We start from the raw sequence: 13762 nt of genomic DNA on the forward strand, positions 1-13762 counted from the left end.
GCTCAGTCGGTTCCGCTGCGGTGGGCGAGGAGGGCCTGGGCGACGGCGAGGCGGGCGACGGGGACCCGGAACGGGGAGCACGACACGTAGTCGAGGCCGATCTCGGTGAAGAAGTCGATCGAGGCCGGGTCGCCGCCGTGCTCGCCGCACACGCCGAGGGTGATGTCGGGGCGGACCTTCCGGCCGCGTTCGACGGCCAGGGCGACGAGCTCGCCCACGCCGCGCACGTCGATCGACTCGAACGGGTCCCGCGGGAGGATGCCCTCGTCGAGGTACCGGGGCATCACCCGGGCCTCGACGTCGTCGCGGCTGAACCCGAACGCCATCTGGGTGAGGTCGTTGGTGCCGAAGGAGAAGAAGTCGGCGACCTCGGCGATGTCGTCGGCGCGGATGGCCGCCCGGGGCGTCTCGATCATCGTGCCGACGCCCACCTGCAGGGGCCGGTCGGTCGTCGCCTGCGCGGCCTCGATCTCCTCTTCCACCCAGCGGCGGACGAGTGCCAGCTCGGCGCGGGTGACGACCAGCGGGATCATGATCTCGACGATCGGCCGGCCGCCGGCGTCGGCCCGGAGTGCTGCAGCTTCCAGCAGCGCGCGCACCTGCATCTTGTAGAGGCCGCCCTTGACGATGCCGAGGCGCACGCCGCGGGTGCCGAGCATCGGGTTGACCTCCCGCCACTCCGACGCCGCCTCGAAGAGCGTGGTCTCCTCCTCGGTGAGCCCGTCCCGGGCCTGTGAGCGCAGGAGCGCCTCGTAGTCGGGCAGGAACTCGTGGAGGGGCGGGTCGAGCAGCCGGACGGTGACCGGCAGCCCGTCCATCGCCTCGAGGATCGTGACGAAGTCCTCCCGCTGGACCTCGAGCAGCTCGTCGAGGGCCGCCTGCTCCTCCTCTGGGGTCGAGGCGAGGATCATGCGCTGCACGACCGGGAGGCGCTCCTCTCCGAGGAACATGTGCTCGGTCCGGCACAGGCCGATGCCCTCCGCGCCGTACTCCCGGGCGACGGTGGCATCGGGACCGTTGTCGGCGTTGGCCCGCACCGACATGCGGTCGGCGCGGATCTCGTCGGCCCACTCGAGGATCATGTCGAGCTCGGGCGGCGTGGTGGCCGCGGCGAGGCCGACCTCGCCGAGGATGACGTCGCCGGTCTGGCCGTCGATCGCGACGACCTCGCCCTCCTCCACCCGGCGGTCGCCGACGGTGAAGTGGTCGCCGGCGACGTGGATCGCCTCGGCGCCGACGACCGCCGGCTTGCCCCACCCGCGGGCGACGACCGCGGCGTGGCTGACGAGTCCGCCCCGCGACGTGAGGACGCCCTCGGCGACCTGCATGCCGTGGATGTCGTCGGGCGACGTCTCCGGGCGGACGAGGAGGACCTTCTCGCCCCGCTGGTGGGCAGCGACGGCGTCGTCGGCGGTGAAGTACACCTGGCCGACCGCGGCCCCGGGCGACGCGCCGAGCCCGGTGGCGAGGATGCGCGACTCGTCGACCTTCTCGAACTGCGGGTGGAGGATCTGGTCGAGGTGGTCGGCGGTGACCCGCTGGACGGCCTCGGCTCGGGTGAGGCGGATGTTCGGGTCCTCGGTCATCGCCACCGCGAGGCGCAGGGCGGCGGTGCCGGTGCGCTTGCCGACGCGGGTCTGGAGCATCCAGAGCTTGCCCTGCTCGATCGTGAACTCGGTGTCGAGCATGTCGCGGTAGTGGCGCTCGAGCCGCCCGAAGATGTCGACGAGCTCGTCGTGGATCTCGGGGAAGACGTCGGCCATCTCGGCGAGGGGCCGGGTGGCGTGGGTGCCGGCGACGACGTCCTCGCCCTGGGCCTGGAGGAGGAAGTCGCCGTAGAGGCCGGCGTCGCCCGTGGCCGGGTCGCGGGTGAAGCCGACGCCGGTGCCGCTGCGCTCGTCGCGGTTGCCGAACACCATCATCTGCACGTTGACCGCGGTGCCGAGGTGGTGGTCGATGTGCTCGCGGTTGCGGTACGCCCGGGCGCGCGGGGAGTTCCACGAGCGGAACACGGCGTCGATCGACTGCCGGAGCTGGTCGCGCGGATCCTGGGGAAAGGGCTGGCCGGTGTGCTCGGCCACGACCGCCTTCAGGTCCTCGGCGAGCTGGGCGAGCACCTCGGCCGACATCCGCGCGTCGGCCTCGTCGCCGGCGGTCGCCTGCGCTACCTCGATGCGGGCGTCGAACAGCTCGTCGGGCACCTCGAGGACGACCTCGCCGAACATCTGGATGAAGCGGCGGTAGGAGTCGTACGCGAAGCGGGCGTCGCCGGTGACCTCGGCGAGGCCGCGGACCGACTCGTCGTTGAGGCCGAGGTCGAGGACGGTGTCCATCATCCCCGGCATCGAGAACTTGGCGCCGGACCGCACCGAGACGAGCAGCGGATCCGACGGGTCGCCGAGCTGGCGGCCCGCGAGCTCCTCGAGCCGGGCGACAGCGGCGTCGACCTCTCCCTCCAGCTCCGGGGGCCACCCCCCGGCGTCGAGGTAGTGGCGGCAGGCCTCGGTGCTGATCGTGAACCCGGGGGGCACGGGCAGGTCGAGGACGGAGACCATCTCGGCGAGGTTCGCCCCCTTGCCGCCGAGGAGATCCTTCAGCTCCATCGGGGGCCTCGGGTGCTCGTGGTCGAATCCGTACACGTACTGCACCAGCAGCCTCCTCGTTCCGGTCCGCGGGGCGCAGGCTACCGGGCCGGGCCGACCGCCGGATCGGTTCGTTCACCCGTGTCGTTCGGCCCATTTCGACATCGAACCGTCACCCACGACCCTGACGCACCGATGGCTCCGCCAGGGTCTCGCCGCGAGGCCCTCCACACCTCACCCATGAACCTGCCCCGCCTGGTCCCCTCTCCCGACAACCCCGTTCCGGTCCCCACCAGCGGACCGTGCCCGGCATGCGGCCGGCCCGATGCCCTGCGCACCGCTCGCACCGAGACCGGGCGCCACACGCGCTGCCGCTTCACGTTCGACGGGCTGTGCGACTGGGAGGGTGTCGAGCGTCCGTTCCGCCGGCCGAGAGGCGACGCCATGCCGACGGCCTTCGTCGAGCGCCTCGGCCGGATCGCCCAGCGGGTGGTCGAGGAGTGCGTCGACAGCGACGACGGCACGGCGACGGCACGGATCGACCCGCAGTTCGTCACCGCCCTGCGCTCGGCCATCCGTCGCGCCGCACGGGATCGGGACGTCCAGGTGCGCACCAACCACGCCGGGGGCGGGCGCGTCGAGGTGCGGCTCGCCTGAGCCTTTCGGCCCTGTCTCGCCGGTGGGCCTCATCCGGTGTGACCGACGACCGACTCCCGGCGCATGTCGAAGCTCCTGGACAACCTCACCATCCGTAGCAGGGTCCTCGCCGTCGTCGGGTCGCTGCTCGCGGTGCTCGTCGTGGTCGTCGCCATGGCCACCGTCAGCCTCCGCGGCACGTCGCGCGACGTCGACGCGCTCGCCGAGGACATCACCCCGTCGGTGATGCTCCTGCTGAACATCGACCGCGACGCCTACCAGGCGCAGCTCGCGCTCGAGCGAGCGGTCGATCCGGTCTCGACCGAGCCGACGGTCGAGGCGGCGTGGGCGTCGTTCGACGAGAACAGCGCCCAGGTGGCCGAGCGGTGGGCCCAGTTCGCCGCCACATCTCCGGAGCCCGGCGAGGCAGCGATCCGCCAGCAGTTCATGCCGGCCTACGACGCGTGGATCGCGACGGCGGGCGAGCTCGCCGATGCGACGACGATGCTCGAACGTGGCTCGATCGGCATGACCTCCGACACCCGCTTCGAGGAGATGCGCGCCGTCATCGACGACATCTCGTCCAACATCCGCGAGCCCCTCGTCGACACCGCCTCGCACGACGTGGCCGACCAGATCGACTCGCTCGTCACCGCCAACCTGGTGCTGCTCGTCGTCGGCCTGGCCGTCGGCGGCGTCGTGGCGTTCTTCGCAGTCCGCTCGATCGTCGGCGGGGTGCGCTCCGCCGTCGCGGCGATCGACCGCTCCTCCATCGGCCTCTCCGCCGTGTCGTCCCAGGTGGGCGCCTCCGCCGAGGAGACCGCCGCCCAGTCCGGCGTCGTGTCGAGCTCGGCCGAGGAGGTGTCGGTCAGCGTCTCGACCGTCGCCACCGCCGTCGAGGAGATGACCTCGTCGATCGGCGAGATCGCCCAGAACGCCGCCGAGGCCACGCGGGTGAGCCAGGAGGCGGTCGACGTCGCCGGTTCGACCAACGCCACCGTCGCCGAGCTCGGCGACTCCTCGGCCCAGATCGGCCAGGTCATCGAGGTCATCACCTCGATCGCCGAGCAGACCAACCTGCTGGCCCTCAACGCCACGATCGAGGCCGCCCGCGCCGGCGAGGCCGGCAAGGGCTTCGCCGTCGTCGCCAACGAGGTGAAGGACCTGGCCAAGCAGACCGCGGACGCCACCGAGGAGATCGGCAGCCGCATCGCCGCCATCCAGCGGGACTCCGGCGAGGCCGTGACCGCCATCGAGCGGATCCAGGAGGTCATCGCCCGGGTCGCCGACCTGCAGACCACGATCGCCTCCGCGGTCGAGGAGCAGACGGCCACCACCAACGAGATCAGCCGCAACGTCACCGAGGCCGCCCGCGGCGCCGGCGAGATCGCGGAGAACATCTCCGGCGTGGCCCAGGCCGCCCAGTCGACCTCCGAGGGCGCGGTCGCCACCCAGCAGGCCGCCGACGAGCTCCAGAAGGTCGCCGGTCAGCTGCGCAAGCTCGTCGAGCGCCAGCGCCCCACCGACGGCCCCAAGTCCCTGCGTTCCCCGGCTCCCACGGCGGTGCCCGCGTTCAGCTGAGACTCGTGGTGAGCCGGGTGGGCGGTCGCGACGACCGCCCACCCGGCCGCCGACGTCAGCGGACCCAGAACGTGGCGGCCGACCGGTCGTTGGACTGGTCGACGTCGTCGGCGATCTCCGCCGTGGCCGTCACCGGGCCCGATCCGCGGCTCGTCGCCGTGTAGGCCACGCGCAGGTCGACGCTCTTGCCCGGTTCGAGACCCTCGATCGCGCAGACCACCTGCTCGGTCTGGGTGCACGGAGCGCCCGCGACCCACAGCTCGAGGTTGTCCGGCACGGTGATGACGACCTGTCCGGTGGCGGGATCGGTCCCCTCGTTCGTCACCGTCACCGTGGCGCCGAGCATCTGACCCACCGACACCCGGCCGTTGCGGGGCTGCAGCTGCACGGCGGTGGCGGCGTCCGGCTGCGGCGTCGGGCTCGGCGGTTCCGTCTGGTTGACCACGACGGCGAAACCGCGGCCTGCGGCACCGGCTCCCACCGCGTCGGGCACCCCGTCGCCGTCGACGTCGGCGACGTCCATGCCGCTGGCCGAGATGTTGCCGGAGATGAACGCATACCGGTCCATCGCGCCGGGGATGCTGCCCTCGACCCCGGTGTGCACGCTCACGCTGCTCCACCCCGAGTGGGCGACGACGACATCGCCGATGCCGTCGAGGTCCACGTCCGCGATCTCGATCGACCCCGGCAGGTCGTAGGTCGGGATCGTGCCCGCGACGACGAGTCCGCCGCTTGCGCTCCACTCGTAGACGCCGAGGTTGGAGGCCGGACGGTTGCCGCCGTAGCCCACGACGACCTCGGCCACGCCGTCGCCGTCGACATCCCCCGCGCCGACGGCTCGGGCGTTGGTGCTCGCCACCGGGAGGAGCGCCGACGACGGCGGCTCGAGCGTCCCGTCATCGGCCTGGATGAGGACGCTGAGGCTCGGGACGTTGTACATCTGACCGGACATGGCCACGACGTCGAGGAGGCCGTCGCCGTCGACATCGCCGATGTCGAGGTCGTTCCACCCGCCGAGCGGGACCGAGTAGGTGACCGGCGACTCGAACCCGCCGGCGCCGTCGGCCGCGAGCACGTGCAGCTGACCCTCGCCCCACCCGACGACGACGAGGTCTGTCAGCCCGTCGCCGGTGACGTCACCGGCTCGGAGCACCTCGGCGCGAGGCAGCGGGATCTGCGTTCCTGCCGAGAGCGAACCGTCGGCCTGCTGCATGACCAGCTCGACGCGCGTGCGGGTGGCGACAGCGATGTCGTCGCGGCCGTCCCCATCCACGTCGAGGATCTCGATCGAGCGCGCCCCTGCCCCGGCGACGGGGTGGTCGACGGCGTAGGCCATCGTCCCGCCCGGCTGCTGGTAGGCGATCTTGAGACCGGAGGAACCGGCGTAGTCGCCGTAGCCGACGACGACGTCGGCCAGCCCGTCCCCGTTGACGTCCCCGACGGCGACCGCCTTCTCGCTGCTGATCCCCACCGGGTAGATGGCCGGCGGGCTGAAGACCTCGCCCGGCGCCGCCCCCGCCGAGGCCGACACCCCCAGGACCGTGACCGCGGCCAACGCCGCCAACGAACGCCTCATGTGCGCCTCCCCTGTCGTGGCGCACCCGCCGATCGCGCACGCCGCCAGTGGTCCATTCGGCCCATGCGCCGCCGAAGTTGAGCGGTTCGTCGGAGACATCACCGAGAACCCGTCCGGCCCCGTCCAGGGCTCCGGCATGATGCAACGATGGACACCCGCGAGCTGCGCGCCGGCGCTCGATCCTGCGTGCCGATGCTCATCGGCGTGATCCCGTTCGGGCTCGTCGCCGGCGCCACGCCCGCCGCCGCCGGGTTCGGCGTCGCCGCTGCGCTCGGCATGTCGACGATCATCTTCGCCGGCGCCTCGCAGCTCGCCACCGTCGAGGTCCTCGCCGGGGGCGGCTCGGCGTTCGTCGCCGCCCTCGCCGCCTGGACGATCAACCTGCGCCTGCTCCTCTACTCGGCGTCGATGGCCCCGCACCTGGCCCACGAGCCGCTCCCCCGCCGCCTCGCCACCGCCTACGTCCTCGTCGACCAGAACTACGCCATCGCCATCAGCCACTGGGCGAACCGCTCCGGCCGGGCCAAGGCGGAGTTCGCCATCGGCGGCGGCCTCCTCCTCGGCGCGGCGTGGATCATCTGCACCGCCATCGGCGCCCTGGTCGGCAACGCCCTCCCCGAGGAGCTGCCGCTCGACTTCGCCGTCCCGCTCGTGTTCCTCGTCCTGCTGGTGCCGGCGCTGACCAACCGCCCGGCGGTCGTCGCCGCCACCGTCGGAGGCGTCGTCGCCGTGGGCAGCGCCGAGATGGGCGCCGGCCACATGGCGGTGATGGCCGGCGCGATCGCCGGCATCGCGGCCGGCACGCTCGCCGACCTCTGGCTCGACCCGGGCGACGAGCCACCGACCGCGGGCGCCGATCCGGACCCGGCCACGTGAGCCGCGTCTGGACCGCGATCCTCCTCGCCGGTGCGGGCACCTACGCCATGCGGGCCTCGTTCATCGTCGCGGCGCGCCGCCTGGCCACCGTGCCGCCGTGGGCCGACCGGATCCTCCGCCAGATCCCGCCGGCCGCACTGGCGGCGCTGATCGTGCCGTCGCTGGTGCGCATCGACGGCGAGCTCGACCTGTGGCAGCCGCGCCTCGCCATCGGCGTGCTCGCCGGACTGGTGGCCTGGCGGACGCGCAACGTCGCCGTGACCCTGGTGGTCGGGATCGCCGGCCTGATGGCCCTCGAGGCGATCGTCTAGCGAACTAGACGAGGCGCTCGCGGAAGTAGGCGAGCAGGTCGGGGATCGCGATGCGGTCCTGCTCCATCGTGTCCCGCTCCCGCACGGTGACCGCACCGTCCTCGAGCGACTCGAAGTCGATCGTGACGCAGTACGGCGTGCCGAGCTCGTCCTGGCGGCGGTAGCGCCGACCGATGGCCTGGGTCTCGTCGTAGTCACACATGAAGTGCGGCTGCAGGCGTGCCAGCACGTCCTGCGCCGGCGGGACCAGCGTGTCCTTCTTCGACAGGGGCAGCACGGCGATCTGGAACGGAGCGATGCGGTGGTGGAGCCGCAGCACGGTGCGGGTCTCGCCCCGGACCTCCTCCTCGTCGTAGGCCGCCATGAGGAACGCCATCATCGTGCGGGTCGCGCCGGCCGCCGGCTCGACGACGTGGGGGGTGTAGCGCTCCCCGGTGGCCTGGTCGAAGTAGTCGAGCTTCTCCCCCGAGTGCGTGGCGTGGGCGCTCAGGTCGTAGTCGCCGCGGTTGGCGATGCCCTCGAGCTCGTCCCACCCCCACGGGAACAGGAACTCCACGTCGGAGGTGCCCGACGAGTAGTGCGACAGCTCGTCGGCGTCGTGGGCCCGCAGGCGCAGCTTCTCGGCGGGGATCCCGTGGTCGACGTACCACTGGAACCGCTCGTCGCACCAGTACCGGTACCACTTCTCCGCCTCGTCGGGCGGCACGAAGTACTCCATCTCCATCTGCTCGAACTCACGGGTGCGGAACACGAAGTTCTGCGGGGTGATCTCGTTGCGGAAGGACTTGCCGACCTGGGCGATGCCGAACGGCGGCTTCTTGCGGCTGGTGTTGAGCACGTTCGCGAACTGCGTGAACATGCCCTGCGCCGTCTCCGGCCGCAGGTACGCCACCGCACCCTCGTCGGCCACCGGGCCGGCGTGGGTCTTGAACATCAGGTTGAACTGCCGGGGCTCGGTGAACTGTCCCGTCGCGCCGCACGACGGGCACACGTCGGGGTCGTCGAGCTTGTCCTGGCGGAAGCGGTTCCCGCAGTTGCGGCAGTCGACCAGCGGGTCGGTGAAGCTCGACAGGTGGCCCGAGGCCTCCCACACCGCCGGCGGCGAGAGGATCGCGGCGTCGAGGCCGACGACGTCGGTGCGCATCTGCACCATCGACCGCCACCAGGCGTTCTTCACGTTGCGCAGCATCAGCACGCCGACCGGCCCGTAGTCGTAGGTGGACCGGAAACCGCCGTAGATCTCCGCCGAGGGGAAGACGAACCCGCGGCGCTTGCACAGGTTCACGATCTTGTCGAAGAGCTCGGGCGTCTCGCCCTGGCTCGTCTCGGCGGCGGAGGTGTCGGACATGGGGAGCAAGGCTACCGACCCCCGACCGGACCCCGAACCGGTTCAGCCCCGGTCGAGCAGGCCCACCGAGCGCAGACGGCGCTCGATGTGGTGCTCCATCGCCCGGGCGGCCAGGTGGTCGACCTCCCGGGTGAGGTCGCTCTCCGGCTCGGCCAGCGCCGTGGCGAGCTGGCCGCCGAGGATGCGCCGCATCACCTCGAGTGCACCGGGCGAGATCGGCACGCCGGAGCGGCAGACCCGGCACAGCGTGCCGCCCTCCATCAGGTCGAAGGCCACCAGCTCGGCGTCCTCCCCGCACGACACGCACACGTCCAGCTCGGGACGGAAGCCCTCCTGGGCCAGCAGCTTCCAGTAGAAGCCGGCCACGACGAGCGGCGAGTCGTGGGCGGCGAGCGACCGCAGCGCCCCGAGGAGCATCTGGTAGAGCCGCGGGTTGTCCTCGCGCTCCATCGCCATCTGGTCGACGGCCTCGAGCATGGCCACCGCCCGACCGAACCGGTCGAGGTCCTCGCGTATCGGCCGGAAGTGGTCGACGCTCTCGGCCTGGGTGACGATGTCGAGCTCGCGCCCCTGGTAGAGCTGCAGCGCGACGTGGCTCGTCGGCTCCAGGCGCGAGCCGAACTTGGAGCGGGTCTTGCGCACGCCCTTGGCCACGGCCCGGACCTTGCCGTGGTGCTCGGTGGCGAACACGATGATGCGGTCGGCCTCGCCGAGCTTGTAGGTGCGCAGCACGATCCCGTGGTCGCGGTAGAGCGCACCCTTGGAGGTCACGCCGACCCCTCGGCCGCCTCCACGCCGCCGAAGCGGCGCTCGCGCCGCTGGAACTCCCGCACCGCCTCGAACAGGTGCTCCCGGCGGAAGTCGGGCCACAGCACGTCGGTGAACACCAGCTCGCTGTAGGCCAGCTGCCACAGCAGGTAGTTCGACGTGCGGAACTCCCCGGAGGTGCGGACCATGAGGTCCGGATCCGGCATGTCGGGGGCGTACAGGTGGCGGGCGATCGTGCGCTCGTCGACCTTCTCGGGCTTCACGCCCTCGGCGACGATGGCCCGCACGGCGTCGACGATCTCGGCCCGGCCGCCGTAGTTGAACGCCATCGTGAACGTGAGCCCGGTGTTGCCGGCCGTCAGCTCGACCGCTTCGTCCATGCGGCGCAGGAGGCGCTTGGGCACCCGCCAGTCCCGGCGGCCGATGAAGCGCATGCGCACGTTGCGCTCGTGCAGCTCGTCGCGGCGGCGCAGCAGGATCGACTCGTTGAACCCCATGAGGAACTTGACCTCGTCACGGGGGCGCTTCCAGTTCTCGGTGGAGAAGGCGTAGACGGTGAGCCACCCGAGGCCGAGGTCGAGCGCGCCCTCGACGGCGTCGAACAGCGCCTCTTCGCCGGCGGCGTGACCGTCGGTGCGGGGAAGGCCGCGACGCTGCGCCCACCGGCCGTTGCCGTCCATCACGCACGCGACGTGCGCGGGGATGCGCCGGGGATCGATGTCGTCGGGGACCACGAGGGCACGCTACCCCTTGACCTGCGGGGGTCCGTGGAGGGGTGCGCCTACCGCTTGCCGGAGACGATCTGGTACACGCGTGCCCGGGTGACGCCGATGCAGTCGCCGATCTCGCGGTAGCTCACGCCGGCCTCGGCGGCGGTGCGCACGGCGACCTTCAGCTCCTCCCAGGCGGCCTGCTCGGCCATCCGGGCCAGCTCCAGGCGCTCCCGCTTGGCGACGAGCGCCCGCCGCGTCCGGTCGTCGATCGGCCCGCCCTTGGGCTTGCGGCCCGACGTGCCGTCGGACTCGCTGTCGGGCTGCGGTGCCGGGGTCGAGCGCTCGCCGAGCTTGGCCTCGAGCTGCGCGATGCGCGCGACGAGCGACTCGATCGTCATGTCGGGCGACGCGCTGGCGTCGCGGGTTCGGGGACCCGGCATGACGCTCCATCGGCGTGCCGGGGTGGAGATTGAACCCCTCCGGGGAGAATGAGACCTTCGGACCGGTCTGGCGTCGCCCGGTCCACCGGCTGGGTCCGACGGCCTACCCGGGCGGTGCCGCACAGGGCCTACTCTCGGCTCGTGGACGTGACGGGGACCCTCGCCGAGGTGGTCGCGGGCCTCCCGTCCGGCGGTGAGGCCCGGCCGGGCCAGGCCGTGATGGCCGAGGCCGTCGCCCGCGCCATCGAGTCCGAGCGCCACCTCGTCGTGCAGGCCGGCACCGGCACCGGCAAGTCCCTCGCCTACCTCGTGCCCGCCGTGCTGTCGGGCGAGCGTGTCGTCGTCGCCACCGCGACCAAGGGCCTCCAGGACCAGCTCGCAGGGAAGGACCTGCCGTTCCTCGCCGCCCGGCTCGGCCGCGAGATCACCTACGCCGTCCTCAAGGGCCGCTCCAACTACGTGTGCCTCCAGCGCGTCGCCGAGCTCGACGACGCCGACGACCAGCTCGGCCTCGACGTCGGCGACCGCCCGCCCACCGCGGAGATCAAGGACCTGGTTCGCTGGGCGGCGACCTCGACGTCCGGCGACCGGGCCGAGCTGAGCTTCGAGCCGTCGCACCGGGCGTGGTCGGCGGTGAGCGTCGGCCCCCGGGAGTGCCCCGGCCAGGCCAAGTGCCCCCGGGGCGAGATCTGCTTCACCGAGCGGGCCCGGCGCGCCGCGGCCGAGGCCGACGTCGTCGTCGTGAACACCCACCTCTACGGCCTCGACGTCGCCACCCACGGGGCGGTCCTGCCCGAGCACGAGGTCGTCGTGATCGACGAGGCGCACCAGCTCGAGGAGGTCATCTCCGCCACCGCCGGCACCGAGATCGCCGCGGGCCGCTTCGCCGCCCTCGCCCGCTCCACCCGGGCGATCCTCACCGACGAGTCGCTCACCGACGGCCTCGACGCCGCCGGCGCCGCGCTGGCCGACGTCCTGCGGCCGTCGGTCGGACGCCGGCTCCCGCCGAGCGGCGACCCCGGGTTGGTCCAGGTGCTCACCACCGCACGAGAGCGGGCGAGCCGCATCCTCGACGCCGTCCGCAAGGTGCCCACCGACGGACCCGCCGACGTGGCCGCCCGCCGCGAGCGCGCACTGCAGGCTGCGTCGACCCTGATCGAGGACGTCGACGTCGCCCTCGACGTGCCCGCCACGCACGTCGCGTGGGTCGACGGTCCGGCCGACACGCCCAGCCTCCAGGTGACCCCGATCGACGTCTCCGAGGTCCTCGCGGCGGGCCTGTGGGGCGAGCGCACGGCGATCCTCACCAGCGCCACCATCCCCGCCGGCCTCCCCGCCTCCCTCGGCCTCGCCGACGGCACCTACGAGCAGCTCGACGTCGGCAGCCCCTTCGACTACGAGGCCAACGCCCTCCTCTACTGCGCGGTGTCGATGCCCGACCCCCGCCACGACGACTACGAGGCCGCGCTGCACCGCGAGCTCGAGTCGCTGATCGTCGCGGCCGGCGGGCGCACGCTCGCGCTGTTCACGTCGTGGCGGGCGATGGACCTCGCCGCCCAGACGCTGAAGCCGCGTCTCCCGTGGAAGGTCCTCACCCAGCGCGACCTGCCGAAGCCGGCGCTCGTCGAGGCGTTCCGCGACGACGAGGAGAGCTGCCTGTTCGCCACGCTCGGCTTCTGGCAGGGCGTCGACCTGCCCGGCCGCACGCTGTCGCTCGTCACCATCGACCGGCTGCCGTTCCCTCGCCCCGACGAGCCCGTGCTCCAGGCCCGGCGGGAGCGTGCTCGGGCCGACGCCTTCCGCACCATCGACCTCCCCCGCGCCGCCACGCTCCTCGCCCAGGGCGCCGGCCGCCTCATCCGCACCGGGACCGACCGGGGCGTCGTCGCCGTGCTCGACTCCCGCCTCGCCACCGCCCAGCGGTACCGCTGGGAGATCGTGAACTCCCTGCCCCCGATGCGGCGCACCCGCGACCGCAGCGAGGTTGAGCGCTTCCTGCGCGAGCTGCGCGACGGCGCCGCCGCCTGACCGGCGGTAGGTTGCCGCGCAGCCGAACAAGGGGGATGTCGACGTGGCCGACCGCACGTTCGAGACGCTGTTCGAGGGCGGGACCTTCTTCGAGGGTCCGCGCTGGCGCGACGGCCGCTGGTGGGTGTCGGACTTCTATTCGGGGCTCGTCCGCACGATCACGCCGGAGGGCGACGTCGAGGAGGTCCTGCACCTCGACACCCAGCCGTCGGGGCTCGGATGGATGCCCGACGGCACGCTGCTCGTCGTGTCGATGGTCGACCGCACGCTCCGCCGCCTCGAGCGCGACGGCACGCTGTCGATCCACGCCGACCTGTCCGACCTGGCCACCGGCCACCTGAACGACATGGTCGTCGACGACCAGGGGCGGGCCTACGTCGGCAACTTCGGGTTCGACCTCATGGGCGGCGGCGAGGCACGGGCCGCCGACCTCGTCCGGGTCGACCCCGACGGCACGGCGACCGTCGTCGCGGGCGACCTCATGTTCCCCAACGGCTCGGTCATCACCCCCGACGGCCGCACGCTGATCGTCGGCGAGACGATGGGCTTCGCCTACACCGCCTTCACCATCGACGCCGACGGCGGGCTGTCGGACCGGCGCACGTGGGCGAGCGTCGAGGGGGTGTCGCCCGACGGGTGCGCCCTCGACGCCGACGGGCAGATCTGGGCCGCCGACGCCATGGCCAACCGGGTCGTGCGGGTCACCGAGGGCGGACGCATCACCGAGGAGATCCCCGCCCCCGACGGCCTCGGCATCTACGCCTGCATGCTCGGCGGCCCCGACGGGCGCACGCTCCTCTGCTGCGCGGCCCCCGACTTCTTCGAGCAGAACCGCCGCCACACCACCGAGGCCGTGCTGCTCACCGTCGGGGTCGACGTGCCCCACGCCGGGCTGCCCTGAGC

12 protein-coding genes are annotated in these 13762 nt (G+C 72.5%); 6 read left to right on the plus strand and 6 right to left on the minus strand.

Features of this window, described 5'->3' with window-relative positions; all coding sequences use genetic code 11:
- Window positions 1-2 precede the first annotated feature (2 nt).
- A complete protein-coding gene (ppdK, locus tag GH723_RS11260; protein WP_456049066.1) occupies window positions 3-2651 on the minus strand; it encodes a pyruvate, phosphate dikinase in 2649 nt (882 codons plus the stop codon).
- Window positions 2652-2822: 171 nt separating this feature from the next.
- On the opposite strand from ppdK, the gene GH723_RS11265 reads away from it, so the two are divergent.
- On the plus strand, window positions 2823-3239 hold the full coding sequence (locus GH723_RS11265) for a hypothetical protein (RefSeq protein ID WP_153759734.1): 417 nt from the start codon (window positions 2823-2825) through the stop codon (window positions 3237-3239).
- A 63-nt stretch (window positions 3240-3302) separates the two neighbouring features.
- Window positions 3303-4799 carry a methyl-accepting chemotaxis protein gene (locus tag GH723_RS11270; RefSeq protein WP_153759735.1) on the plus strand — a complete coding sequence of 499 codons (1497 nt, stop codon included), beginning with the start codon at window positions 3303-3305 and terminating at the stop codon, window positions 4797-4799.
- A gap of 55 nt (window positions 4800-4854) precedes the next feature.
- On the opposite strand, the gene GH723_RS11275 is transcribed toward GH723_RS11270, so the two are convergent.
- A complete protein-coding gene (locus GH723_RS11275; protein ID WP_195210260.1) occupies window positions 4855-6375 on the minus strand; it encodes an FG-GAP-like repeat-containing protein in 1521 nt (506 codons plus the stop codon).
- A gap of 147 nt (window positions 6376-6522) precedes the next feature.
- Between GH723_RS11275 and GH723_RS11280 the strand changes: the two genes are divergently transcribed.
- Both GH723_RS11280 and GH723_RS11285 read left to right on the plus strand, forming a co-directional pair.
- Window positions 6523-7251 (plus strand): AzlC family ABC transporter permease, encoded by a 729-nt coding sequence (locus tag GH723_RS11280; RefSeq protein WP_153759737.1) that lies wholly within the window; start codon window positions 6523-6525, stop codon window positions 7249-7251.
- The gene (locus GH723_RS11285) at window positions 7248-7562 is read left to right on the plus strand and encodes an AzlD domain-containing protein (protein ID WP_153759738.1); all 315 of its coding nucleotides are present in this window, start codon (window positions 7248-7250) and stop codon (window positions 7560-7562) included. The genes GH723_RS11280 and GH723_RS11285 overlap by 4 nt, the downstream gene beginning before the upstream one ends.
- 4 nt (window positions 7563-7566) lie before the next feature.
- On the opposite strand, the gene GH723_RS11290 is transcribed toward GH723_RS11285, so the two are convergent.
- From GH723_RS11290 to GH723_RS11305, 4 genes are read right to left on the minus strand one after another with little or no spacing between them, the layout of a single operon-like run.
- A complete protein-coding gene (locus tag GH723_RS11290) occupies window positions 7567-8910 on the minus strand; it encodes a glycine--tRNA ligase (protein ID WP_153759739.1) in 1344 nt (447 codons plus the stop codon).
- A gap of 42 nt (window positions 8911-8952) precedes the next feature.
- Window positions 8953-9681, minus strand: coding sequence for a DNA repair protein RecO (gene recO, locus GH723_RS11295; RefSeq protein WP_195210261.1), 729 nt, complete (start codon window positions 9679-9681; stop codon window positions 8953-8955).
- The gene (gene uppS / locus GH723_RS11300) at window positions 9678-10412 is read right to left on the minus strand and encodes a polyprenyl diphosphate synthase (RefSeq protein ID WP_229022790.1); all 735 of its coding nucleotides are present in this window, start codon (window positions 10410-10412) and stop codon (window positions 9678-9680) included. The genes recO and uppS overlap by 4 nt, the downstream gene beginning before the upstream one ends.
- A gap of 47 nt (window positions 10413-10459) precedes the next feature.
- Window positions 10460-10831 (minus strand): hypothetical protein, encoded by a 372-nt coding sequence (locus GH723_RS11305; RefSeq protein ID WP_153759741.1) that lies wholly within the window; start codon window positions 10829-10831, stop codon window positions 10460-10462.
- Window positions 10832-10972: 141 nt separating this feature from the next.
- Between GH723_RS11305 and GH723_RS11310 the strand changes: the two genes are divergently transcribed.
- Window positions 10973-12859: an ATP-dependent DNA helicase gene (locus GH723_RS11310; RefSeq protein ID WP_153759742.1), complete on the plus strand. Its 1887-nt coding sequence runs from the start codon at window positions 10973-10975 to the stop codon at window positions 12857-12859.
- Window positions 12860-12902: 43 nt separating this feature from the next.
- Window positions 12903-13760: an SMP-30/gluconolactonase/LRE family protein gene (locus GH723_RS11315; RefSeq protein ID WP_153759743.1), complete on the plus strand. Its 858-nt coding sequence runs from the start codon at window positions 12903-12905 to the stop codon at window positions 13758-13760.
- Window positions 13761-13762: the final 2 nt, after the last annotated feature.

This window comes from Actinomarinicola tropica, assembly GCF_009650215.1.
GTDB classification, from domain to species: Bacteria; Actinomycetota; Acidimicrobiia; order Acidimicrobiales; family SKKL01; genus Actinomarinicola; species Actinomarinicola tropica.